Origin of the sequence: Marinobacter gudaonensis, assembly GCF_900115175.1 — a bacterium.
In the GTDB taxonomy this organism is placed as follows: Bacteria; Pseudomonadota; Gammaproteobacteria; order Pseudomonadales; family Oleiphilaceae; genus Marinobacter; species Marinobacter gudaonensis.
In genome coordinates this window covers 92,099-113,896 of the sequence record NZ_FOYV01000002.1, presented here as the reverse complement: position 1 = coordinate 113,896, position 21,798 = coordinate 92,099, and the positions used below count along the sequence as shown (strand labels likewise).

23 protein-coding genes are annotated in these 21,798 nt (G+C 60.7%); 9 read left to right on the top strand and 14 right to left on the bottom strand.

Annotated features, from left to right (window positions below):
• Positions 1-44: 44 nt before the first annotated feature.
• Positions 45-923: a DUF6279 family lipoprotein gene (locus BM344_RS13655; RefSeq protein WP_091991442.1), complete on the bottom strand. Its 879-nt coding sequence runs from the start codon at positions 921-923 to the stop codon at positions 45-47.
• Positions 924-1,061: 138 nt separating this feature from the next.
• On the opposite strand from BM344_RS13655, the gene BM344_RS13650 reads away from it, so the two are divergent.
• Positions 1,062-1,322, top strand: a complete 261-nt coding sequence (locus BM344_RS13650; protein WP_091991440.1) for a DUF2798 domain-containing protein — start codon at positions 1,062-1,064, stop codon at positions 1,320-1,322.
• 64 nt (positions 1,323-1,386) lie between these two features.
• Here BM344_RS13650 and dacB read toward each other — a convergent pair whose 3' ends face one another.
• Entirely contained in the window at positions 1,387-2,958 is a 1,572-nt protein-coding gene (gene dacB, locus BM344_RS13645) for a D-alanyl-D-alanine carboxypeptidase/D-alanyl-D-alanine endopeptidase (RefSeq protein ID WP_091991888.1), read from the bottom strand.
• A 313-nt stretch (positions 2,959-3,271) separates the two neighbouring features.
• Here dacB and BM344_RS13640 point away from each other — a divergent pair, with 313 nt between their 5' ends.
• The 4 genes from BM344_RS13640 (at position 3,272) to BM344_RS13625 (ending at position 6,355) form a co-directional block, all read left to right on the top strand.
• The gene (locus tag BM344_RS13640) at positions 3,272-3,745 is read left to right on the top strand and encodes a hypothetical protein (protein WP_091991437.1); all 474 of its coding nucleotides are present in this window, start codon (positions 3,272-3,274) and stop codon (positions 3,743-3,745) included.
• A gap of 32 nt (positions 3,746-3,777) precedes the next feature.
• On the top strand, positions 3,778-4,548 hold the full coding sequence (locus tag BM344_RS13635) for a glutathione S-transferase N-terminal domain-containing protein (RefSeq protein ID WP_091991434.1): 771 nt from the start codon (positions 3,778-3,780) through the stop codon (positions 4,546-4,548).
• A gap of 197 nt (positions 4,549-4,745) precedes the next feature.
• Complete coding sequence (locus tag BM344_RS13630) at positions 4,746-5,681, top strand: aldo/keto reductase (RefSeq protein ID WP_091991432.1); 936 nt, start codon at positions 4,746-4,748, stop codon at positions 5,679-5,681.
• A complete protein-coding gene (locus tag BM344_RS13625) occupies positions 5,678-6,355 on the top strand; it encodes a diguanylate cyclase family protein (RefSeq protein ID WP_091991430.1) in 678 nt (225 codons plus the stop codon). The genes BM344_RS13630 and BM344_RS13625 overlap by 4 nt, the downstream gene beginning before the upstream one ends.
• On the opposite strand, the gene dkgB is transcribed toward BM344_RS13625, so the two are convergent.
• Positions 6,324-7,133: a 2,5-didehydrogluconate reductase DkgB gene (gene dkgB / locus BM344_RS13620; protein ID WP_091991427.1), complete on the bottom strand. Its 810-nt coding sequence runs from the start codon at positions 7,131-7,133 to the stop codon at positions 6,324-6,326. The two genes, BM344_RS13625 and dkgB, sit on opposite strands and share 32 nt — an antisense overlap.
• Before the next feature lie 137 nt (positions 7,134-7,270).
• Between dkgB and BM344_RS13615 the strand changes: the two genes are divergently transcribed.
• A complete protein-coding gene (locus BM344_RS13615) occupies positions 7,271-7,684 on the top strand; it encodes a GFA family protein (RefSeq protein ID WP_091991425.1) in 414 nt (137 codons plus the stop codon).
• Here BM344_RS13615 and BM344_RS13610 read toward each other — a convergent pair.
• The 9 genes from BM344_RS13610 to BM344_RS13570 all read right to left on the bottom strand — a co-directional run bounded on the left by BM344_RS13610 (position 7,678) and on the right by BM344_RS13570 (position 17,938).
• Positions 7,678-8,799 carry a PQQ-dependent sugar dehydrogenase gene (locus BM344_RS13610; protein WP_091991422.1) on the bottom strand — a complete coding sequence of 374 codons (1,122 nt, stop codon included), beginning with the start codon at positions 8,797-8,799 and terminating at the stop codon, positions 7,678-7,680. The two genes, BM344_RS13615 and BM344_RS13610, sit on opposite strands and share 7 nt — an antisense overlap.
• A 265-nt stretch (positions 8,800-9,064) precedes the next feature.
• Positions 9,065-9,871 (bottom strand): (2Fe-2S)-binding protein, encoded by an 807-nt coding sequence (locus BM344_RS13605; RefSeq protein WP_091991420.1) that lies wholly within the window; start codon positions 9,869-9,871, stop codon positions 9,065-9,067.
• Complete coding sequence (gene fhuB, locus BM344_RS13600) at positions 9,858-11,888, bottom strand: Fe(3+)-hydroxamate ABC transporter permease FhuB (RefSeq protein ID WP_091991417.1); 2,031 nt, start codon at positions 11,886-11,888, stop codon at positions 9,858-9,860. The genes BM344_RS13605 and fhuB overlap by 14 nt, the downstream gene beginning before the upstream one ends.
• A complete protein-coding gene (locus BM344_RS13595) occupies positions 11,878-12,813 on the bottom strand; it encodes an ABC transporter substrate-binding protein (RefSeq protein ID WP_091991414.1) in 936 nt (311 codons plus the stop codon). Before BM344_RS13595 ends, fhuB begins: the two co-directional genes overlap by 11 nt.
• The gene (locus BM344_RS13590; protein WP_091991411.1) at positions 12,803-13,576 is read right to left on the bottom strand and encodes an ABC transporter ATP-binding protein; all 774 of its coding nucleotides are present in this window, start codon (positions 13,574-13,576) and stop codon (positions 12,803-12,805) included. The genes BM344_RS13595 and BM344_RS13590 overlap by 11 nt, the downstream gene beginning before the upstream one ends.
• A gap of 73 nt (positions 13,577-13,649) precedes the next feature.
• Positions 13,650-15,452: an ABC transporter ATP-binding protein gene (locus BM344_RS13585; protein ID WP_091991408.1), complete on the bottom strand. Its 1,803-nt coding sequence runs from the start codon at positions 15,450-15,452 to the stop codon at positions 13,650-13,652.
• Between the two features lie 124 nt (positions 15,453-15,576).
• Positions 15,577-16,242: a NirD/YgiW/YdeI family stress tolerance protein gene (locus BM344_RS13580; RefSeq protein WP_091991405.1), complete on the bottom strand. Its 666-nt coding sequence runs from the start codon at positions 16,240-16,242 to the stop codon at positions 15,577-15,579.
• A gap of 206 nt (positions 16,243-16,448) precedes the next feature.
• Entirely contained in the window at positions 16,449-17,411 is a 963-nt protein-coding gene (locus tag BM344_RS13575; RefSeq protein WP_091991403.1) for a hypothetical protein, read from the bottom strand.
• A gap of 74 nt (positions 17,412-17,485) precedes the next feature.
• Positions 17,486-17,938 carry a YaiI/YqxD family protein gene (locus tag BM344_RS13570; protein ID WP_091991400.1) on the bottom strand — a complete coding sequence of 151 codons (453 nt, stop codon included), beginning with the start codon at positions 17,936-17,938 and terminating at the stop codon, positions 17,486-17,488.
• A gap of 277 nt (positions 17,939-18,215) precedes the next feature.
• Between BM344_RS13570 and BM344_RS13565 the strand changes: the two genes are divergently transcribed.
• Positions 18,216-18,791 carry a histidine phosphatase family protein gene (locus BM344_RS13565; protein WP_167363249.1) on the top strand — a complete coding sequence of 192 codons (576 nt, stop codon included), beginning with the start codon at positions 18,216-18,218 and terminating at the stop codon, positions 18,789-18,791.
• Positions 18,792-18,898: 107 nt separating this feature from the next.
• Entirely contained in the window at positions 18,899-19,429 is a 531-nt protein-coding gene (locus BM344_RS13560; protein WP_091991397.1) for a copper chaperone PCu(A)C, read from the top strand.
• Positions 19,430-19,465: 36 nt separating this feature from the next.
• On the opposite strand, the gene BM344_RS13555 is transcribed toward BM344_RS13560, so the two are convergent.
• Together BM344_RS13555 and BM344_RS13550 are read right to left on the bottom strand one after the other, a co-directional pair.
• Positions 19,466-19,642, bottom strand: coding sequence for a DUF2897 family protein (locus tag BM344_RS13555; protein ID WP_091991395.1), 177 nt, complete (start codon positions 19,640-19,642; stop codon positions 19,466-19,468).
• A 63-nt stretch (positions 19,643-19,705) separates the two neighbouring features.
• Positions 19,706-20,536, bottom strand: coding sequence for a M90 family metallopeptidase (locus BM344_RS13550; protein WP_091991392.1), 831 nt, complete (start codon positions 20,534-20,536; stop codon positions 19,706-19,708).
• A 197-nt stretch (positions 20,537-20,733) separates the two neighbouring features.
• Between BM344_RS13550 and BM344_RS13545 the strand changes: the two genes are divergently transcribed.
• Positions 20,734-21,795: a diguanylate cyclase gene (locus BM344_RS13545; protein ID WP_091991389.1), complete on the top strand. Its 1,062-nt coding sequence runs from the start codon at positions 20,734-20,736 to the stop codon at positions 21,793-21,795.
• The last annotated feature ends 3 nt before the right edge of the window (positions 21,796-21,798 follow it).

The window sequence follows — 21,798 nt, the reverse complement described above, 5'->3', positions numbered from 1 at the left end:
CCGCGGCCCCGTCGGTTTTCCCTGGGGGCCGGGGCCATTCCCGGTCAGGCTGGCTCGCACGCCAGAACAGCGAAGTCGTTCTTCAGCTCCCCGGCCCGGTCCTGCAGGTGGGCCAGTGTGGTGGTGTCGCTGGCACGAAGCAGATCGTGCATCAGACCGGCCATGGACACCCGGCTTTCCGCCATCATTGCCTGGTAAGCCTGGCCTCTGGCCTGCTCGTAGTTCACGATGAGCTGCCGGAGGCGCTCGCGAAAATCCGGCTGCTCCCGTTCCTCGAGGAGGGTCAGCAGCGCCTGTTGCCAATTCCTCCGTCCCTCAAGCCAGATCTCGGTCTGGGCGCCGCGGTCCTCGGACCAGTCCTCGACGATCTGATGCTGCTCGGCATTCAGGCTGCCCAGCCAGCGTTCAACGCGTTCCGTGGTTCGCTCGGCCCGGGCCTCGGCGGTAGCGGAGTGGGTGTCGGCAAGGTACTCCTCCTCCCGTTCCCGCTGGCCACGTTCCATGTTCTCCGCCAGTTGCCGGACCTGCTCATCGCTCAGGCTCTCCAGAAGGTTGGCGGCCACCGGTGTGGCACGTTCAAGCAGGGGCGGGAAAAAGCCGAACAGTTGCTGTTGGTGTCCGGCGACGGCAGAACGACTTGGCACGCCGTCGTCGATGTCGGCTTGTAGCTCGTCGAGCCAGTCCTGGTAGCGCGGTAATTCAGCGCTGCAATGCCACTGGCGCAGAGTCTCCAGATCGTCGTTAAGCCGCTGCTTTTGCTGTTCGGTCAGGGAGATGTAGTCCTCCACCCACCACACGATGCCCCAGTCAGCGTAACGGTAGGCGAGCTTGGTGGAGCTGCAGCCGGCGGCTAAACCCACCACGAGGACAAGCAGCAGACAGGTTCTGGCGTGGCGGCTTCGTTGATCATTGTGGAAATCCATATCGCACCTGGCTTGGCAAAAAGGCGTATCGATAAAAGATCGCAAGCTCATTATCATAAAGAGCCTGCCCATTCACTATACGCCACAGGCAGAACGTCAGATCCAGCCTTCCGCTTTGCCTTGAGACCAGGAGACGCCATGAGCCGAATCAAACTTTCACGTATACGTCCGTTGGTCTTCGGTTTCTACATGTCCGGCATCATGTCGCTTTTGATGTCCGGTGTGATCACCTTCATCAACACCGGTCTGGAGGGCAGCTTCGTTGCTCGTTGGATGGCTGCCTTCCTGGTGGCCTGGATCGTGGCGTTTCCGTTGGTCACGTTCATTGCACCGCTTGCCGGCAAGCTCACGGTACTGACATTGCGCCGGTTCGACGACGAACAGCCGCCCGCAAACTGATTGGCAGAAAATGGTTGCTGATGGGTTGGTGCCCCGACTGTCCGCAGCGGGGCACTGGCGTTGACTATTGGATACTGGTCTTCGAATCGCCGCCGGGCGCCCGGGAGATTGCGGTACCCGTAGGCGGCCGGAAGTGCAGAGAGTAGAGAATTCGGTCGAGTACGGCCTGGCCGTTCCAGGCCGGATCGTTGTTGACCATGCCTACCACCGCCCAGGTGGTGTGGTTGGCGTCGCGGGTAAAACCGGCAATGGAGCGCACGTTCTCCAGGTAGCCGGTTTTGATGCGTCCCTCGCCGTCCATGCCGGTGTTGCGAAGGCGGCGGGCCATGGTTCCATCGGTGGCAATGATGGGCATGGAGGCCATCAGATCTGCTGAGTACCGGCTGTTCCAGGCGTGCTGCAGTATTCGGGCGCCCTGGCGCGCGGTAATCCGGCCGTGGCGGGTGAGGCCGGCGCCGTTGTCGATAACCATGCCTGCGGTGTCGATGCCTTTCTTTTCAAGCCAGTCGTAGATCACCCGGATACCGGCCACCCGGTCGTCGTCTTCGTCTTCCTGGCGGTTCTCCGCCCCTATTGTGAGCAGCAACTGGCGGGCCATGACGTTGCTGCTCCATTTATTGATGTCCCGCACCATGGTGACCAGATCCGGTGACGTGGTTTTCATGACCAGTCGCGCGTCCTCCGGTGTCTCCGCGTTCACGTGGGAGCCCGAGAGGGTAACGCCGACATCTGCCAGCACGGAGCGGATCAGCGAGGCGCTGTATCGATCCTGGGGCAGCAGCGACAGGTATGTGGTGGACCGGCATCCGCGAGGCAGTTCACCGGTCACCCTCACGGTCACCCGATTGTCATCGTGGAAGATGGGCTGCCACTCGAAGCTCCTTCGAGCGGGGCAGGGGCCTTCCGCAGTGGCGATTACCCGGTTGTCGATCACAACGTCGTCCAGGGCTGGCGTGCTCCAGGCCTGGGTGCCACGCTCGTCGGCCCGAACCTGGAAGTGCAGGAGGTTCAGGTTGGTCAGGTACGCTGACGGCTCCACCAGGAAGGGCGCGTGGGGATTGTCGCCGTTGTCCTCGAATTCCGGGAAGCCCCCATCAATTTCGAAGTAGCTGCCGTCCAGTACCAGGTCGCCTTCGATACGGGTAATGCCCATGCTGCGCAGTTCGCTGAGGGTGCTCCACAGCCGTTCGATCGTGAGCTTGGGATCGCCCCCGAAGCGCACGTAAAGGTTGCCCTCAAGTGTGTCGCCCACCATCACACCGTCAGTCAGGAAGTCCGTGTCCCAGTGGTGGTTCGGGCCCAGTATTTCCAGGGCGGCGTAGGTGGTGATGAGTTTCATGATGGAGCCGGGGCTCATCAGCGCATCGGCGTTGATGTATTGCTCAATGCCCGGACCGTTGAGGGGAATGGCCGCCACGCTCATGGCTTCGTCACTCTGGAGGGACTCAAGAGCGTACGACCGCACCTGGTTGCTCCAAAGGCTCTTGCCGGAGTAGCCGGAGTCGGCATCGTCGGCCGTCGCTGCCGCCGGCAGCACCAGCATGGCAACGGCTGCGCTCAGGGCAATCGCAAAGCGTCCCCGTCCGCTGGCTGGTTTTCCTGCACTGCCAGAGTGTCGCAACCCCGGAATTATCATAGCCGTCATCCGATGAAATCGTTATGCCTGAACAATAGCCTATCCTGGCGGTTTGTACTATGCAGAAAACCTCTACATGACGTTAAAAAATGGCAGTAGTGTCGTTGTTTGTATTGGATTTTTGTGACGCACTGTAAGCACCCTTAGGAATCATGGGCTTAGGTGGACAAAGTGTAACGTTTCGGATGTCAATGACTTTGGCGGGCGGATTTTTGCCCGATTTTCCGGCATTTGAGTCATGGATTCTGATGGCAAATCAGCGTTTCCTTGCAAGGAGGGTCATCGGCAATCACAACAACAAAGGAACTGCAGCATGATCGGTATACCGTTGGGTCTTTTTACTGCCAATGCAGTGGAATGGGTGTTTCACAAGCATGTGTTGCACAATAGGGGACGGAACCGCGAGAGCTTCTGGTCGTTCCACTGGCATGATCACCATCGCAACGTGCGCCGTAACGGGTTCCTGGATGAGGATTACCGGGATGCCCCTCTTGCCTGGAATGCGCAGACCAAGGAAGTGGCCGCCCTGGTAGCCGGTGCCGCGGCGGTCACGCCACTGTTACCCGTAGCGCCATTTTTCGTGGGCACGCTCTATTACAGCGCGTGGAATTATTACCGCGTACACAAGCGCTCCCATCTGGATCCGGAGTGGGCCAGGCAACATCTGCCCTGGCACTACGATCACCATATGGGGCCGAACCCGAATGCCAACTGGTGTGTCACCCGGCCCTGGTTTGACCATATCATGGGCACCCGCGAACCCATGGAAAACCGACAGATTGCGTGAACTCGACGCAATCCCCAATAGAAGGTCGTTCAATGTCCAACATGCTTTCTCATAACGTACAGGTTCTCGGCTCGGTCGCCACGTCGTCGCTTACCGCGTGGCGTGGGTGCCTGGTGGTCAGGCCGGTGCCTCAGCCGGACAAGCCGATCGTGCTCTACGACATGGAGGGTTGCCCGTACTGCCGCCGGGTCCGTGAAGCGCTTACCGCCCTGAATCTGGATGTGGAGATCCGCCCGTGCCCGAAGGGCGGCTCGGTGTTTCGGGCCCAGGCCGAGGCCCTGGGTGGTCGCCAGCAGTTCCCCTTGCTGGCGGATCAGAATACCGGCACCGTAATGTACGAATCGGAGGAGATCATTGAATATCTGTTCCAGCAATATGCCGGGCGGCCTGTGCCAACCTACTATCGTCGCCGGGTCTGGCAGCCGGTTCTGGGGTCTTTTGCGTCGGTAGCCAGCGCCATGCGGGGCCTACGGGTCAGTCAGGGCAAGCGGCCGGAGCAGCCACTGCATCTGTGGAGCTTCGAGGGCAGCCCATTTTCCCGTCTGGTCCGGGAGCGGCTGTGTGAGCTGGAGATTCCCTACACCCTGCACAATCTGGGCAAGGAGCACTGGACGGAGATCGGGCCGGCCAGGCAGCGCATCAAACCCGGGCCCTACAGGCCGATTCCTGGCGGCAAACGGGATGCGTTCTTCAAAAAGCATCAGCGGGTTCAGGTGCCGTATCTGGAAGACCCCAATACCGGGCAGGGCCTGTTTGAGTCATCCCGGATTCTCAGGTATCTGGATTCTGAGTACGGGAACTGATCTTCGCTGAGGATTGTCACCCTCGGGGAGTCGTCCGTGCGGGTCATCCCTTTGACAGACACGCCGTAAATACATCCATGTAGGCTCGGTCGGGCCATCCCTGGCCCTCCACGGTCTGTCAAAGGGATGACCCGCACGGACTTGTCGCACCTTGTGCTATTCGCACTGCAATCGTCGCAAGTGGGAGGAGACACGGTATGTCGCACCGCATCAGTCGAAGGATGTTCCTTATCGGTTCCAGCGTGGCTGGGCTGGCCCTCAAATCACCCGTGTTGTTTGCGAACCCACCGAAGACTCCCTCGTCTTCTCCCATCACCCGCCAGATTCCGGGCACCTCCGAAGCCATTCCCGCCATTGGCATGGGCACCTGGATCACCTTCAACGTTGGCGGTGATCAGCAGTTGATTGCGCAGCGTACCGAGGTTCTGAAAACCTTTTTCGAGCTGGGTGGTACCGTGGTGGACAGCTCGCCCATGTACGGCAGCTCTCCGGATGTGCTGGGTAAGGCGCTGGATGCCCTCGATGCCCATGACCGTGTGTTTTCGGCCACCAAGATCTGGACCGGTGATGAATCGGAAACCCGGGCGGAGGCCGCCCGATCGGAACGGCGCTGGGGTGTCGACCGGTTCGATCTGTTGCAGGTGCACAACCTGCTGGGCTGGCAAGGGCATCTGGAAACCCTGAAGCAGATGAAGGCGGAGGGCGAGGTACGCTACATCGGCATCACCACCTCTCATGGTCGGCGGCACCGGGAATTTGAGCAGATCATGGAGCGCGAGCCACTGGATTTCGTGCAGTTGACCTACAACGTGCTGGACCGTGAGGCCGAGGAGCGGTTGCTGCCGCTGGCGGCGGAGCGTGGTATCGGGGTGATTGTGAACCGGCCCTTCCAGGGCGGGTCGCTGTTTCGCCGGTTTCAGTCGGAGCCGTTGCCGGATTGGGCAGAGGAAGTTGGAGCGCGTAACTGGGCGGAGTTTTTCCTCAAGTTCATCATTGCGCATCCGGCGGTCACCTGCGCCATTCCCGCCACCAGCCAGGTGGAGCACATGCGCGAGAATATGGGCGCTCTCTACGGTATTTTGCCCGACAGCCGGCAGCGCCAGCGCATGGCGGATTACGTGAGGTCGCTGTGAGCGGTGCAGACTGGCTCAGTTACTCCCTGCAGGATTTCGTGATGTTCGGGCCGCAGGTTTTCCTGCGGCTGTTTGTCCGTATCAACGACGATCTCTGGCCCTGGCAGCTCCTGGGCCTGGCGGCCTCGCTGCTAATTCCGTTTCTGGTGGTCAGCAACCATTTACTTCGCCGGAAGCTCGGTCTTTTCCTGATCGGGCTGGCCTGGATGAGCAGCGGCTTCGGTTTTCTGGTGGGCTATTTTGGCCCCATTAACTGGCCGGCTAACTGGTTCGGGTGGGCGTTTGTGGGGCAGGGCGCTTTTCTGCTGTTAGCTGTTTTGCGTGGTGCGCTACCTTCCCGACCGGTATCGCGGCCGCCTTTGCTGATACTTTGGTTCCTGGCGGTTCTGGCTTTGCCCTGGCTGGTAGTGGGGGAGTCGGGAAGCTGGCAGTCGGTCGCGGTTTTCGGCGTAGGCCCCTGGGTAACGGCTGCCGCGGGTGCCTTGGCAGTCCCGCTGCTTGCCAGCGCCTGGCGCAGGCTGTACCTGATCATTCCCCTGGTCTGGGCGCTGGCCAGTGGCGCCATGTTCTGGGCGCTCGCCACGTCCTGGCTGTTGGCGCTGCCAGCGGCAACCCTGATGCTGCTGGCAGCGGGCCTATGGCTCAGTCCCAGGCCGGCGCAAAGTCAGGGTTAGCGATCCTGTCATTGCGGTCCAGGGCGTCAATCGCCTCGATTTCCTCGTCGCTCAGTTTGATTTTCAGGGCATCCAGGTTGGCTTTCTGGTGTTCTGATCGGGTTGACGAGGGGATGGGCACCACACCCCGGGACACCACCCAGGCAATGGCAATCTGAGCCGGTGTGGCGTTTCGCTCCCGGGCAATCCGCTGGAGGGTTTCGTCTTCCATCACCTTGCCAACGGCCAGCGGCATGTAACCGGTCACCTTGATGCCCAGTTTGCGGGCGTGCTCAACCACCTGGCGATTGGCCAGAAACGGATGTACTTCCACCTGGTTGGTGAAGATAGGCGTGTCGCCCAGAATCTCCCGGGCCTGATCCATCTGGGCGCAGGTGAAGTTGGATATGCCGATGTGGTCGGTCAGGCCTTCCCGCTGGGCGTCTCGCAGAGCATTGAGATATTCGGCCATGGGCACTTCGTCGCCCGGCGAGGGCCAGTGGATAAGTGCCAGGTCCACGTGGTCGGTCTTCAGTCTGGCCAGGCTGTCGTGCAGGCTGTTGATCAGATCGCTGGCGTGCAGCTGGTCAAACCAGATCTTGGTGGTGAGGAAGATTTCGCGTCGGGGTATGCCGCTGGAGGTGATGCCATCACCCACTTCCGCTTCGTTCTCATACATCTGGGCAGTGTCTATGTGACGATAACCCAGAGACAGAGCGCTTTTTACGGCGTCACGGGCGTCGTTCCCCTTGAGACGGAACGTGCCCATTCCTATTTTGGGAAGGTCGCTGAATGACATTCTGTCCTCCTTTGCAAAGAATGGCGAGTCGGCCATGTGGACTGAGTGTAAAGTGGTGCCACTGCTCTGGTTCTTCAAGTGCCCGGCCGGTATCATCGGCGCCGGACTTTCACAACCGCGAGTACGAGAGGGCTTCCATGTATACCGGCGAATGCCTTTGTGGCGATATCCGTTTCGAATACGACGGTCCCCTGGGCCCCGTGGCACTCTGCCATTGCAGTCAGTGTCGGCGAGCCCATGGCAGTGCCTTCTCTGCCAGTGCCCCGGTGCAGAAGGTACGGTTCCGCTTTGTTTCCGGTGAGGATCGGCTATCTGAGTTCGAATCGCGGCCCGGAAAATATCGCGGTTTCTGCAGCCGTTGTGGCAGCCAGCTGTACAGCCGGGTCGACGCCATTCCCGGCATTCTGCGGCTGCGGGTCGGCTGCATTAATGAGCCCCTCGAACGGGGCCCTGCACAGCATGTGTATGTCGGTTCGAAAGCCGAGTGGTTCGAGATCACCGACAACCTGCCACAGTTTGAAAAAACCGAGCGAACCAACGACCCTCACTGAACCGGCAGCATCCGGTATACCTTGCCTCTGGGCGAATCCGTCAGCAGCCACAGGGCACCGTCTGGTCCCATGCGAACATCCCGTATCCGCTCGCCAAGGTCGGTCAGTAGATCCTCTTCCTCGACCACCTGGCCGTCCCGGATACTCAGTCGCACCAGCTTTCGCATCTTGAGCGCGCCGACAAACAGATCCCCGCGCCACTGGGGGAACAGGTCGCCGGTATAGAATGCCATTCCTGAAGGGGCAATCGATGGGTCCCAGTAGTGCAGTGGCTGGGCCATTCCGGGCCTGGCGGTGTCATCGGTGATCGGCAGGCCGGAATAGTCGATGCCGTAGGTAATTTCCGGCCAGCCGAAGTTGGTACCCGCCTTCAGGATATTGATCTCGTCGCCACCTCTGGGACCGTGCTCGTGGGTCCAGATAGTGCCGGTTTGCGGATGGATGGTCATGCCCTGAATATTGCGGTTGCCGTAGGTGAACAGTGTGTCCTGCGCGCCCGCCTTGTCCAGGAACGGATTGCCCGGGGCAGGCGCGCCGTTGGTGGTGATGCGATGCACACCACCGGCGTCATCGCTCAGGTCCTGGGCGCGGTCCATGTCGCCCCGGTCGCCCACGGACACGTAAAGGTTGCCGTCTCGGTCGAACTCCATGCGCCCGGCGAAGTGCCGGCTTGTTCCGGAGCGCGGCAGAGCCTCGAAAATAACCTCAACGTCGTTCAGCCGGTTGCCGTCCAGCGTGGCACGGGCCACCCGGGTGGTCATGCCCTCCCGGGTGCGGTGGGCATAGCTGAGAAACAGGGTGTTGTTGCGCTCGAATTGCGGATGGAGCAGCACGTCCAGCAGGCCGCCCTGGCCGGAGACGACCAGTTCCGGCAAGCCCTCAATCGGAGCTTCCAGCAGCGACCCGTCGCGAATAAGCCTCAATCGGCCCTCACGCTCGGTAACCAGCTTGTCGCCGTTCGGTAGGAAAGCGAGGCTCCAGGGGTGCGCCAGGTTGTCGGCCACAGTCTCCAGCCTGAAATCGGCCTTTTCAGACGAAAACTGCATGTCTGCCCTGACTGCCATGGTTGCGAGAATCAGGAGGCTGGCAAACAGTACATTGGGGATAGCGCGCATGGGACCTCCGTTTCTGGGGTTTCCGGACATCGGAATGATATCTGAGGATAGCAGCTGAAAATGACTCTGCCGCTCGTCAACCGCACCGAATATATAGGTGGGAGAGGTCAGCCCGGATCATTGCCTTTATGTTGCAAATGAGAATCAATGCTATTAAAGTGTTGGCATTGTCCACGTCAGGGAGAAAACGGAATGGTGCCAGAGCAGGAGCTTATTGAGGGACTGAAACTTGCTGCCAGCGCCGGCGCGATGATCGGGGTTCTGGTTATCGGTGCCGTACTTGCGTCGACGATTGGCGGTTGAGTTCGACAAGTCGCTGTTTGCGGTAAATACCGCAGGTGCCGCAATAACCTCCGCCCGGTAGCAGGTACTTCAGGCAGCAGCCTTTACGCTGGGGAATGGCCGTTTGCTGATCGCCGAAGACGGCCGGAATCCAGTCAATAAAACGGTTGGCGTCGTTCCCGAATATGGCCAGCCAGGCCTGGGCCAGTGCGCACAGGGATTCCGGCTCGGCCAGGTTCCACACCGCTGAGAAAGGCGCCCCCAGCCCCAGCCCGATACTGCTCCAGTAAGCGCCGGGACTTACACCGAGGTCTTGTCGGAATACCGGATACCAATCCGCGGTCATCCTGCCAACAGAGCGTACGTACTCCGCCTCATCAACGATTGGTTCCCCCGGCACTTGAAACCAGCGCCCGGTCGCACTCTCGTTGGCGCTATCGATCGGCGCCAGGAAAATTCGGTCTGGATTTGGAAGTGGCGCAGCCCCGTTCCGGAACAGTCTCAGGCTAAGGGGCGCAATCACGCTCAGAGCGAGGTCCTGCTGTAGTACCGAAGCATGAGCTCGCAGGGCCTGGCGTGTGTTGTTCGGGTAGTCGTGAATGACCTGATGGGTCAGGATGTCGGGTTGTTCCAGGCACTGGGCCAGAGAAAACAGGCCCCGTCGTTCGCCCGGGGCCTGCTGGAGGGCGCCACTGAGAATGGTCCGGGCGTCTAGCCCTGACTCGGCCAGAAACACCTCGTAGCGCTGCGACCAGCGGCCGTCCACTGAGATCGGTTCAGGCACGGCCATGACGGCTCAGCCCCCACAGGAAATAGAGCCCGCCGACCAGAGCCGCCAGCAGGCCCGCCGGCAACTGGTTCGGGTAGATGACGGTTCGGGCCAGGTAGTCGGCGACACCAAGAAGCAACCCTCCGGCCAGCGCCGCGACAATCAGCTGCCGACCTACGGTCTGCTGGCCCAGAACCCGGGCCAGGTGGGGCGCGATCAGTCCCACAAAGCTAAGTGGACCGATCACCACGGTGGCCGCGCCAGTCAGCAGCGCGGCCAGCAGCAACAGCGCAAGGCGCGCCCTGGGAACCGGCAGCCCGAGTGAGGAAGCAGATGTCTCTCCCAGGGGTAGCAACGTCAGTGGCCGGATGATCAGCAGGAGCAGGGCGGCGATCAGAAGGATCAGTACCATTAGGCCCAGGGCCTCGGATTCCGAGATCAGCCAGGTGGAACCGTACATCCAGTTCAGCAGCCGGGAGGCCACTGTGCCGCCGGACGCCATGACCAGGCGCAGACCGGCATCCATGAACACGTACAGTGCCAGCCCCCCCAGCAACAGCTGGTTGCCGGCAAACCGGTGCTTGCGGGCGAGCAGCAACAGCAGTGCCAGAGCACCGGCGGCGCCAGCGGTCGCTGCACCAATCTGGCCGGCGCGGCCAATATCGGCCCCGATAAGCACCGTAATCACCATCACCACGGCGGCCCCGCCGCTGATGCCGAGCATTTCCGGGCTCGCCATGGGATTGCCGGTCATGCGCTGGATCAGGGTGCCGGCCAGGCCCAGGGCGACACCGGCCAGTACCGCGGCCAGCAGGCGCGGACCCCGCCAGACCCAGGCCTCTCCCCATTGTGCCGGGGTGGTCCAGTTCCAGCCTTCCAGGCCCGGCGACCAGGCCATGGAAATGGCCATGGTCAGCAGCAGAAACGAGGCAAGCAGCCCGCCGACTACCAGGGTCGAACGGCGGGCGGGCAGAAAGCCAGCGGGTCCGTCTGCCTGCCCGGGCATGTGGTGGGTGTTCTTGAAATTCTGCAGGGCCAGAAGAATGATCGGGCCGCCAATAAGAGCGGTGGCGGTGCCAGTGGGCACGAGCGAGCCATTGCCCCAGGTGGAGGCCCAGTGCGCCAGGGTGTCGGCGAGTAACAGCAGGCCCGCGCCCAGGACGCTACTCCAGGCCAGTCGGGCCGTCAGTGTACGGGCGCCCAGCAGTCTGGCCAGAACCGGCGCTGCCAGGCCCACGAACGCCACAACGCCGACCCGGCTGACTACGGTGGCACTCATCAGCACCACCAGCAACAGGGCCAGCAAACGGATCATGCCAACCCGGGCGCCCAGCGAACTCGCGGAGCTCTGGCCCAGCTGCAGGATCTGGAGCGGGCGCATCAGGGCGATCATCAGGGCCCCCAATACCAGCACCCTGGGCCAGAGGTCCATGAACGGTTGCCAGTTGTTCTGTACCAGGGAACCGGCACCCCAGATGAACAGGTTGCCCAGCCATTCGCCCTTGAGCAGCAGGAACGCCATGTTCACGGCGCCCAGGAAAAACGTGATGACCAGCCCCGCGAGAATCACTGACACCGGCGAGAATCCAAGCCGCCAGGTGAGGGCGATCACCAGACCGATGGCCAGGAGTCCGCCAGCCACCGCTACAAGGTCTGGACTGAAGGCAAGCAGCCCGGGAAAGAACAGGGTGGCCACCGTAACCCCGAACTGGCCGCCCGCTTCTACCCCCAGTGTTGTGGGCGAGGCCAGGGGATTGCCAAGAATCTGCTGCGTTACTGCGCCGGCCAGCCCCAGGCCCAAGCCGATCAGAATGGAAATAGCCACTCGCGGGGCCCAGCTGTAATGAGCCAGTACCGAGGGGTAGTAATCAACGTCGAAGGTCCAGAAAGCAGCCACAAGGGCGGCCGGGTCCAGATCCCCGAACCAGGGGGCAGCGCTCGCCAGGAGGGCGCAGAGCCAGATCAGGGCGGCGGCGACCGGCAATCTCGCAGGCAGTGCCGGAGCGTGGGCCGGGGTTGCCGTGCAGTCAGCGTACATTGCCAGAACCTCCCTTCAGCAGGCTGTCGGCGAGCATGACTGCCAGTCGTTTTACCGGATACACGCCACCAAAGGGCCACACTGCATCAAGCTGATAGACCTGTTCGCGCTCCACCGCCGGCAGGTAAGTCCAGAACGGGCTTCCGGCCAACGTAGCCGACAGGCCTGGCGGGGTGGGGGAAATGGCGACGATTCGGCTTTGCTCATAGGGCGCGAGTGCCTCCAGACCAATCACTGAAAAGCCCCAGTAGTTGCCTTCGTTCGGCCAGGCATTTTCCAGGCCCAGGGCGTTCAGCGTGCTCTGGTACAGTCCGTTGGACGTGTAGATCCGAACGTGCCGGGCATCCAGGAAATTCACCAGTGCCACGGGCCGCTCGGTCAGGCCGGCTTGTTCCAGCCGGGCGCGCTGGGTAGCCAGGGTCTGTTCGATATCTGCCAGTACCGCCCGGGCCCGGTCTTCCCGGTCCAGCATGTCGGCGAGCGTTGTCAGCATGTCCCGGGCCTTGGCGAACGGGCGGGAGCCGGGTTTGTAAACGCTCACCACGTAGGTCGGGGCAATCCGCTCCAGCAGGTTGGCGGCCGGCGCCATTTCCGAGCTGGTCACGATCAGGTCCGGTTCAAGTTGGGCAATGGCCTCCAGGCTTGGTGCCACACGGGTACCCACGTTGGCCACCCCGTCCGGCAGTTCCGGTTTGCCCACCCATACCTTGTAGCCATCTCGGTCGGCGACCCCTACCGGCGTTACGCCAAGCAGTAACAGGGCCTCGGTGGCAGCCCAGTTGAGGGCAACAATCCGCTTGGGGGGCTCCTCCAGGGTGAGGCTGCCCTGTTCGTGTTGCCAGGTGGCCGCACCTGCCGCCAAGGGTAAAGCGCTGAGCAGCAGAGCGATCCAGAGCTGTAGAAGCCGTTCATGCCTAGTGCACATAGGATACCCACTGCCCGGGAGCACGCTCCATGACCCCCATGGGCACGCCGTAGATGGATTCGAGCACGCCCGAATCCATGATCTCACTTGGGGTGCCGTCGGCCACCAGCTGGCCGGATCTCAGGGCCACCAGGCGGTCGCAGAACCGTGCTGCCAGGTCCACGTCGTGGAGTACCACAATCACCGTCAACTCCCGGTCTTCGGCAAGCCGATGCACCAGGCGGAGGGTTTCCACCTGATGTTTTACATCCAGCGCGGAGATGGGTTCGTCCAGCAGCAGGCATCTGGTTTGCTGCGCCAGCAGCATGGCAATCCACGCGCGCTGGCGTTCGCCGCCGGAAAGGGTATCCACGGAACGATGCCGGAATGCTCGCAGGCCGGTGTCGTCGATGGCCTGATCAATCAGCCCATGATCTTCATCGGTGTAGCGCCCAAGGGGGCCGCGCCAGGGGTAGCGCCCAAGGGCCACCAGTTCGCGAACCGTCAGTCCATCGGTGGCGGGCGGATGCTGGGGCAGGTAACCCATATGGCGGGCGAACTCCCGGGCACCGGTGTCGGTATAGGGGCGGCCCAGCAACTGTACGGTGCCGGCACTGGGTGAGAGCTGGCGCGCCAGCACTTTCAGCAACGTGGATTTGCCCGAACCGTTGTGGCCCAGCAGCGCCGTTACCTCGCCCTCCAGAAAGCCCAGGCTGAGTTGGCGCAGAATGGCCGTGCCGCCAATGTGGACATCAAGGTTGGAAACGTCGAGAAAGACAGACATGCAGGCTCCCGAAAGTACGACAGAGGGCCTGCAGGATAGTTTAAATGCGAATCACTATCAATATTTATAGTGTTTAGGCCAGTGCCTGAAGCTGCCCGGTCTGTACCTGCCACTGTCTGGCGTAGGCGCCGTCTTTCTCCAGCAACTCTCTATGAGTACCCAATTCCAGGACCTTACCGCCTTCAATGACAGCGATGGCGTCGGCCTCCACAATTGTGGACAGGCGATGGGCAATCATGATCACCGTACGGTTGTGGCCGATGCGCTTGAGTGAGCGCTGGATGGCCGCCTCGGTTTCGTTATCGACTGCGCTGGTGGCCTCGTCAAGCACCAGAATGGGTGGATCTTTCAGAAGCGCACGGGCCAGGGAAAGCCGCTGGCGCTGGCCGCCGGAGAGGCGCACACCCCGTTCCCCGACCGGAGTGTCGAGCCCCTCGGGCAGGGACTCGATGAACGACCAGGCCTCGGCGGTTCGCGCTGCTTCGATGATCTCGGCCTCGGTAGCCTGGTGGTTGCCGTAGGCCAGGTTCTCGCGAATGCTGCCTTCAAACAGGTACACGTCCTGGCTGACCAGCCCTATGGCCCCGCGCAGCGAGTTCAGGCTGAGCTCGCGCACGGGCTGGCCGTCGATGCGTATCTCGCCGTTGCTGGGGTCGTAGAATCGCAGAAGCAGCTTGACCAGCGTGGATTTGCCGGAACCCGTGGCGCCCACCAGAGCGAGGGTGTTGCCCGCCGGTACCTTGAGGCTGATGTCCCGGATGCCAGCGCCGCTGGCGGGATAGTGAAAGCTCACGTTGTCGAAGGTCACGTCGCCTTTCACCGGCGTTTGCAGCGGCTTGCCACCCTCATCCCGCACATGCACCGGCTCGGCCAGCAGGTCCAGAATCCGGCGGGTGCTGGCCATGGCGCGTTCGAACAGGTCGATCACCTCAGCAAGGCCGGTCAGGGGCCACAACAAGCGCTGGGTGAGGAACACCAGAACCCCGTAGGCGCCCACATTCAGGCTACCCTCCAGGGCCATCATGCCGCCCACGGTAAAGGTGGCCAGAAAGCCGGCCAGGATGGCCATCCGGATCACCGGAATGAACGCGGAGCTGATGCGGATGGCCTTGCGGTTAGCCTCTACGTACGCTTCGCTGCTTTGCTTGAGTCGCGCGGCTTCTCTCTGCTCGGCGGTAAAACTCTTGATGGTGGCAATGCCGCCCAGGTTGTTGGCCAGCCGGCTGGACAGGTCGCCGACCTTCTCCCGTACATCGGCGTACAGCGGCCCGGCCTTGCGCTGGAAGTAGAACGCGCCCCAGATGATGAGCGGAATGGGGGTGAATGCCAGCAGGGCAATCAGGGGCGACAGTACGAAGAACACCGCACCCACGGCAATCACGGTAACCAGCACCTGGATCATGGCGTTGGCACCGCCATCCAGGAAGCGCTCCAGCTGGTTAACGTCGTCGTTCATGGTCGCCACCAGCTGGCCGGAGCTGCGCGCCTCGAAGAAGCTCATATCCAGTCGTTGGGCATGCTCGTAGGCGTCCTGGCGCAGATCGGATTGCAGGCGCTGGGCCAGGTTGCGCCACAGGATCTGAAACAGGTACTCGAACAGCGATTCGCCAGCCCAGATAAAGAAGGTAAGCACCGCCAGTATGGTGATTTGTTCCTGGGCGGTTTCAAAGCCAAGACCGGCCACGAAACTCTCTTCCTGGTTGACCACCACATCAATGGCCACACCGATGAGAATTTCCGGTGCAATATCAAACAGTTTGTTGATGATGGAACAGGTGGTGGCCGCAATGATCTGCCGGCGGTAGCCCCGGGCATATCGAAGCAGGCGGGCCAGGGCGGCGAAACTGCTGGTTGCTTTGGTGTGGGACGTGGACATGGAGCGCTCGTTCCGGAATTGTGGCTGGAAAAGCGCAAAGCGTACCCGCTTGGGGTATCAATTAAAAGAGAATCATTATCAAAAAAAAGCCCCGCGGTGTGCGGGGCTTCGACCTCTGTGGTTATCAGGAATCGACGCTATCGTCTTCCAGAGTGACGACCGTGTCTGCGAGGAGTTCGGATTCCTCGAAGGTGTCGTCCTCAATATCGCCGGTTACGGACACCAGGTCGCCGACTTCGAGCTGCTGGAAGCCCTCATCATCCATGGGATCATAAGGCATCAGAGCGGTGTCGACGGTCATTTCCTGAACGCCCGAGTCAATGGTGAACTCGGAGCCCGAGACACTGGTTATCGTTCCGGTCACGATCATCTGGCCAATATCGATGGTGGGTGCCACGTCCAGATCGTTGAACGATTCCTCGTCAGCGGCGTTGGCGTAGAAGTAGGTTCCCAGGCTCTCCACGTACACACTGCTGGCCTCGACTTTTGCACCCTCGAAGGTGTCGTCGTCGACTTCGCCATAGACAGTGACGTTATCGCCTGGAAGGACTTCGCCGTTCTCTTCGAACCAGTCCCAATCGTCCATCTCGACCGTAACCAGGCCTCTGCCATAGTCCAGCATGAAGGTGTCGGCGGTGGTGCTGGTCACTTTGCCGCTTAATGTGATCCAGGAGCCATCCGCCGCAAGGTAGGGGCTCTCGTTCTCCGCGCCTTTGTCGGCCGCCAGGGCAGCCACCGGAGTTGCGATCAGGGTTGAGGCAATCGAAAGTGAAAGCAGTGAACGTTTCATACTTAGATCTCCTTTGTGTCTTTTCTTAGACTTGGATCTCGAAATGTCCGAATACGGCCAATCGCTTTTTGCGCCGTATTCACCGCCTCAGTCATTTCAATTGCTGTCAGGTTCACGAAAACAAAGGATTCTGAATGTTTCTTAATGGCGTGGAAAGGGCGCCGGCGACGCGAGGATGCGTGGGCGGGCCGCCCATGCCGGCATGTTCAGAGTATTTCCACACCTTCGCATTTGTACCGGCCTATTAATGTATCCTCCTGCAAAACATTGCCTTGAAGGTCAAAACAGAACAGGTAGGTTTCGGTGTGGTCACCGATTTCAACGCTTTTCAGCCCGATGCATTCGTCTGGGCGTCCGGGGATGAGTTTGAAGGACGACACACCGCGCTCCGGGGTTATCGGGCCCACCTCCAGGGTTTTGATTTGGGTGAAATCGGCGCTGGCCATGATCAGGGTGTTGCCGCCTCGCTCGCGCTCGTCCACGGCTTCATCGAACGGAGTCCTGGATATCTTGCGGGGGAAGAACAGCCAGCAGTTGCGGTAGGGGTGCCATTCGGCGGCCTCGTGGGTCACATACCCTTGCTCCCCTATGCCCAGTGCCTCCCGCATGCGCTGGTAGTTCCGGTGCCAGTTTCGGCTGCGCAGGCCGTAGTTGCGATCCAGAATCTTGATCCACTCTTCCCTGGCATTCTTGCCGTGGCTGCCCACCACCATTTCGTCCCCCTTCAGGGTCGCCCATTCACTCTTGAAGCCCTTGAAGACTTCATCGCCGCTGCCTGTCATCAGGATATGCCTGGGAACCAACTGGTTCTGGTTCCGGATTTCACAGACCAGTCCGGTTCTGTCATCGAAGGTGATCAGGCGTTGCCCGAAGAGCACAAGCTCCGAGAACTCGGCGCCCCGGCCTCCCTCTGCAATCAGGCTGATCAGCTGATGTTCGCCGCCTTCCTCGGGCGGTATTTCCTCCATCCGATAGCGAATCTTGCCGGTGGTGGAGTCCTGCTCCCGATAGAGGCGGTCGTAGCGCAGGGTGGACTGCCAGGCAATCTGCCCGTCCTCCAGCTCAACCTGGGATGCGTGGTCTTCGTCGGTGATGATGGCAAGGGTGTATTCACGGGTTTCGGGCCCGTACCGTTCAAGCCGGGCCAGGTCTGCCTGCGAGTGGCTCATGGTCATCCTCCGTTTGGGCTTCGGTTGACGTTCCTACCCTGAACCACTGCGGCGGCGAATGCCAGAGGCGGGTTTCAGCTCCGGTGGTTTCGCTGCAACCAGCGGTCGAGCTTGTCGGCGAATTCCTTCCGGTCGGTCTGGCTGAACGGTGCCGGGCCGCCGGTAACCTGGCCGGCGTTACGCATTTCTTCCATGAAGTTGCGCATGGCCAGGCGCTGGCGGATGTTCTCTTTGGTAAAGGCCTGGCCACGGGGATTGAAGACGTCCGCACCTTTTTCTATGGCTTCGGCGGCCAGCGGTATGTCCTGCGTGATCACCAGGTCGCCGGGTTGCATCTGGTCCATGATTTCGTTGTCGGCAACATCAAAACCGTGAGGCACCTGGCGGCGCTTTATGTAGGGGCTTGGCGGCAGGCTGATGGCGTGGTTGGCGATGAAGGTGGTGGTGATTTGCCAGCGGGTAGCGGCGCGGCAGAGGATCTCCCGAATGGGAACGGGGCAGGCGTCGGCGTCGACCCAGATTGGCATGATGGTCCCTTCAGTTGGTTTGCTTTGAAGGAGTTTACCGTTTGTTGTGGTGAGCCTGGTAGTTTGGTTCCGCGTATTCATTGTTGAAGTCAGCTCTGGCGGGGGGAGACATTGTGGGCGTCCTTCCAAAAACCGCTCCGAGCACGTCCATGTGGCTTGTTTCCGGCCATCCATGGCCTCCAACATTTTTGGAAGGACGCCCACAATGCCTCCGCCAGACACAGGTGGTGTTTCCGCGGCCCTTAGGGTATCCGCTCTGACTATAGATGAGGTCCTGATGATGAGAACCTGGAAGATCCTGGGTGTTGTCTTCGCAACCTTTCTGTCGGCAACGGCAGTAGGTTCTGAAAGCCATCAACAAGCCTGGGAGGCCCTGAAAGACGGCCGGGCGGTGCTAATGCTCCGCCACGCACTGGCGCCGGGTACCGGCGACCCAGCCAATTTTGATCTTGACGACTGCAGTACCCAGAGAAACCTCAACGATACCGGGCGCGAACAGGCTCGGGCCTGGAAGCCGTTTCTGGCGGAGCATGGCATTACCGAAGCCCGGGTGTTCAGCAGCCAGTGGTGCCGTTGTATGGATACTGCAAGGGAGATGGCCATGGGAGAGGTGACCGAGTGGCCATCGCTCAATTCATTTTTCAGTAACCGCGGTGATGGTCCGGCCCAAACACGGCAGACCATAGCTCTGGTGAATCAACTGGGCAGCGGGGCGCCGGTGATCCTGGTGTCGCACCAGGTGAATATAACGGCGCTGGCCGGGATTTTTCCCTCCTCTAATGAAGGGGTGATCATCAGCCTGCCGTTGGCGGAGGAGCCGACCATACTGGCCCGGGTCTCTCCCGGGCGGTAGCGCGGTGGTTCAGGGCGAAAATCGGGTGTTACAACATGGCGGGCTTGGAAGGAGCGCGCGAGGGCATTATGCTTTCGCACATTCTCTTCCGATGAGGACACCTCTGCATGAAGTTTCGCCTGAGTCTGCCGATGTTGCTGATGTTGCTCGCTCTCCCGGCAGTCGCCCATGACTATCGCCAGGGTATCCTGAGCATTGATCACCCCTGGAGTCGCCCCACACCTCCGGGAACCTCCATGGGTGTGGGTTACATGGCCATTTCAAACACCGGTGACACCACTGTTACGCTGGTGGGTGCCCGGTCAACCAGGGCGGCACATGTGTCGATTCACGAATCCCGCACCCAGGACGGTGTCATGCGCATGGAGCGGTTATCGGCAGGGCTGGAGATCCCCGCTGGAGAAACCGTGACGCTCAAACCCCACGGCTACCACCTGATGCTGGAAAAGCTGACCCGCCCTTTGCAGGAAGGGGAGAGCATTCCATTGACCCTGGAGTTCGAGGGTGCCGACGACATAGCCGTTGAGCTCAAGGTGGAGTCTCTGGACGGGCCGGCAATGCCGGCAAAGGATGGCGATATGCAGGGCGGCAAAGAAATGGACCATTCCGGACAGGGTATGAACCACAGCGGCGATTGAGCTGGCTCGCCCGGCATGGCAGGCGTTACTGCCGGGCTACCATTCCTTGTCTTCTGCGCTTTCCTCCGCCTCGATCTCGGCTTTCCGTGCCTGGATCTTTTTCATTTTTTCATCCGAGATCTTCATGCTGTGGGCACTGTCGCGCAGCAGCATCAGGCTGCCAACGATCAGGGCAAGCGCTACCAGCAGGATAATCCATCCAATCAGGGGCATGATTCACCTCTCACACGGGTCTTTACCTCCCATGATGGACCTGCCACGGCCCGCCGACAACCGTCAGGTTTGCTGGCCGAAGGAGGTCGGGTCCAGCCGGTAATAATCTTTCAGGGCCCCGAAAACCGCCGGCTGCGAGGCCTTGAGGGAGTCCGGTGTCTGGAAAAAGGCTTCGGTGAGCACGGCGAAGAATTCCGCAGGCTCGGAAGCGCCGTAAGGATCGAGCCATGGCTGGTCGTGGTGTTCAAGGGTGTTTAGCAGGTGCTCGTAGGCGTCGGTCATGGTGTTTTGCCAGCGGCGGGCCTGTTCTCCGCTCAGCGGCGGAGCCCCGTCGGCGCTGCCATCCAGATAGTCCAGTTGATGGGCAAACTCGTGGAGGATGACGTTGTGGGGGCTGTCGGGGTTGCTGGCGGCTTCTTCGCATTCCGTCCAGGCCAGTACAACCTGTCCGTGGGTTGACGCCTCGCCCGCCCGTATCTCGCTGGTCTCGCTCACCACATAACCATCGCTCTCCGTACCGGTGGCGTGATAGGCGTCGGGATAAACCAGAATGCTGCGTATGTCATCGAAATCGGAGTAAGCGCGGGCGAGTATCAGCAGACAGGCATGGCCGGCAATGGTTATCTTCACGGCATCGTTTACTTTAAAGCCGTCGCAGCCGTAGAAAGTTTTCTCGGCGAGGAAAAGCTGAACCCGTTGCTCCAGGTCCCTCCGGCGACCGGCGTCAAGCGCCCGGTAGAGAGGGACTCGGGCTGCCAGTTCTCTTTGCCACGACGCTGGAAACGGCTCCTGCAGCTCACGGTTCCGACGCCAGCTACGGTAGAAGAACAGATAGAACACGGTTCCTGCGATCAGGAACACCGAGAAAAGTCCGAAGGTTACCGCTGCCGACATACTGCTCCCGCCGGGGATTGGTCAAATCAATCTCTATCTTACAGAAAAACTGCACAGGAAAGGTAAAGCTGGCGGCTTTGGCCAATGAACGTCAGCCAGATTCGGTTAACGAAAATTTTCACTTGTTTGCAATTCAGTGAGGCAAGTCTCGGAATTTCGGCGTAGTCTTTGTTAACGATTGAGGAACTGCGTCGCAAATGGAAAGCCCTGACAACCGAGCATTTTACGAGCCAGCCCGGGATCGCCGCCCACAGTTCTGGCGATTGGCCATGCGTTGCGCGCAGATCGCGGCAGCGGTGGATGTTGCCTTTTTCGTCCTGTTCCACCTGCTCGGCTCGCCGATACTTGCCTGGGTCAATGTGGCCAGCGTTGCCATGTATGCTGGCGCCTACTACGCACTCAAGTATCGATTGAACAAGACAGCGGTTGTTCTTATCTGGTCAGAGGTGCTGATTCACGCGGCGCTCGGCATCGTGCTGATTGGCTGGGACAGCGGGTTCCACTATTACCTGCTGATGTTCATCCCGGCCATCTGCGTCTCCGCGCCGCGCCGGTGGGCCGTCGTTGCGCTGCTGTCACTCTGGGGCTACTATGTCGCGCTGGATGTGCTGATGTGGTTCATCGAACCCTTGCAGCCTATTCCCCAGAGCGCCCTGTATGTTGTGCACCTGTTCAATCTGAGTGTTGTGTTCGCAATGTTCAGTTATCTGGCCTCCTACTACCTGCGAATGGTGGTTCTGGCCCAGCGAAAATTGCGGCAAATGGCAACGACCGATTCCCTGACCGGCCTGTTCAACCGTCGACACATGGCCTACCTTGCCGAGAAAGAGCTCGCCCGCTTTCAGCGCAGCGGCCACAAAGTAGGTTTCCTCCTGCTGGATGTTGATCACTTCAAGTCGATCAATGATCGTTACGGGCATGAAGTCGGAGATCGGGTTCTGGCCTCTGTGGCCGACCTGATTCGTCGTGAGCTGCGAACGCAGGATCTGATCGGACGCTGGGGTGGCGAGGAGTTCCTCGCTATCCTGCCGGACACGGATGCTGCCAACGCGCAGGCGAGCGCGGAGCGGGTCCGCAATGCCTTCCTCGCCAGGAACTGGCATGCCATCACTGGTGCTGCGCTTGACGTTACAATCAGCATTGGCGTCAGTGAACTTCGTGCCGGAGACGATCTTAGTGCTGCGGTCAGTCGGGCTGACCAGGCGCTCTACCGGGGCAAGACCAGCGGGCGCAACCGGGTGGAGTTGGAAACCGCCTGATCA

Excerpts from the sequence above, each read along its gene's own strand:
- BM344_RS13655 (WP_091991442.1), bottom strand. The coding sequence starts at position 923 with ATGGATTTCCACAATGATCAACGAAGCCGCCACGCCAGAACCTGTCTG.
- BM344_RS13650 (WP_091991440.1), top strand. The coding sequence starts at position 1,062 with ATGAGCCGAATCAAACTTTCACGTATACGTCCGTTGGTCTTCGGTTTC.
- dacB (WP_091991888.1), bottom strand. The coding sequence starts at position 2,958 with ATGATAATTCCGGGGTTGCGACACTCTGGCAGTGCAGGAAAACCAGCC.
- BM344_RS13640 (WP_091991437.1), top strand. The coding sequence starts at position 3,272 with ATGATCGGTATACCGTTGGGTCTTTTTACTGCCAATGCAGTGGAATGG.
- BM344_RS13635 (WP_091991434.1), top strand. The coding sequence starts at position 3,778 with ATGTCCAACATGCTTTCTCATAACGTACAGGTTCTCGGCTCGGTCGCC.
- BM344_RS13630 (WP_091991432.1), top strand. The coding sequence starts at position 4,746 with ATGTCGCACCGCATCAGTCGAAGGATGTTCCTTATCGGTTCCAGCGTG.
- dkgB (WP_091991427.1), bottom strand. The coding sequence starts at position 7,133 with ATGTCATTCAGCGACCTTCCCAAAATAGGAATGGGCACGTTCCGTCTC.
- BM344_RS13615 (WP_091991425.1), top strand. The coding sequence starts at position 7,271 with ATGTATACCGGCGAATGCCTTTGTGGCGATATCCGTTTCGAATACGAC.
- BM344_RS13610 (WP_091991422.1), bottom strand. The coding sequence starts at position 8,799 with ATGCGCGCTATCCCCAATGTACTGTTTGCCAGCCTCCTGATTCTCGCA.
- BM344_RS13605 (WP_091991420.1), bottom strand. The coding sequence starts at position 9,871 with ATGGCCGTGCCTGAACCGATCTCAGTGGACGGCCGCTGGTCGCAGCGC.
- fhuB (WP_091991417.1), bottom strand. The coding sequence starts at position 11,888 with ATGTACGCTGACTGCACGGCAACCCCGGCCCACGCTCCGGCACTGCCT.
- BM344_RS13595 (WP_091991414.1), bottom strand. The coding sequence starts at position 12,813 with ATGTGCACTAGGCATGAACGGCTTCTACAGCTCTGGATCGCTCTGCTG.
- BM344_RS13590 (WP_091991411.1), bottom strand. The coding sequence starts at position 13,576 with ATGTCTGTCTTTCTCGACGTTTCCAACCTTGATGTCCACATTGGCGGC.
- BM344_RS13585 (WP_091991408.1), bottom strand. The coding sequence starts at position 15,452 with ATGTCCACGTCCCACACCAAAGCAACCAGCAGTTTCGCCGCCCTGGCC.
- BM344_RS13580 (WP_091991405.1), bottom strand. The coding sequence starts at position 16,242 with ATGAAACGTTCACTGCTTTCACTTTCGATTGCCTCAACCCTGATCGCA.
- BM344_RS13575 (WP_091991403.1), bottom strand. The coding sequence starts at position 17,411 with ATGAGCCACTCGCAGGCAGACCTGGCCCGGCTTGAACGGTACGGGCCC.
- BM344_RS13570 (WP_091991400.1), bottom strand. The coding sequence starts at position 17,938 with ATGCCAATCTGGGTCGACGCCGACGCCTGCCCCGTTCCCATTCGGGAG.
- BM344_RS13565 (WP_167363249.1), top strand. The coding sequence starts at position 18,216 with ATGATGAGAACCTGGAAGATCCTGGGTGTTGTCTTCGCAACCTTTCTG.
- BM344_RS13560 (WP_091991397.1), top strand. The coding sequence starts at position 18,899 with ATGAAGTTTCGCCTGAGTCTGCCGATGTTGCTGATGTTGCTCGCTCTC.
- BM344_RS13555 (WP_091991395.1), bottom strand. The coding sequence starts at position 19,642 with ATGCCCCTGATTGGATGGATTATCCTGCTGGTAGCGCTTGCCCTGATC.
- BM344_RS13550 (WP_091991392.1), bottom strand. The coding sequence starts at position 20,536 with ATGTCGGCAGCGGTAACCTTCGGACTTTTCTCGGTGTTCCTGATCGCA.
- BM344_RS13545 (WP_091991389.1), top strand. The coding sequence starts at position 20,734 with ATGGAAAGCCCTGACAACCGAGCATTTTACGAGCCAGCCCGGGATCGC.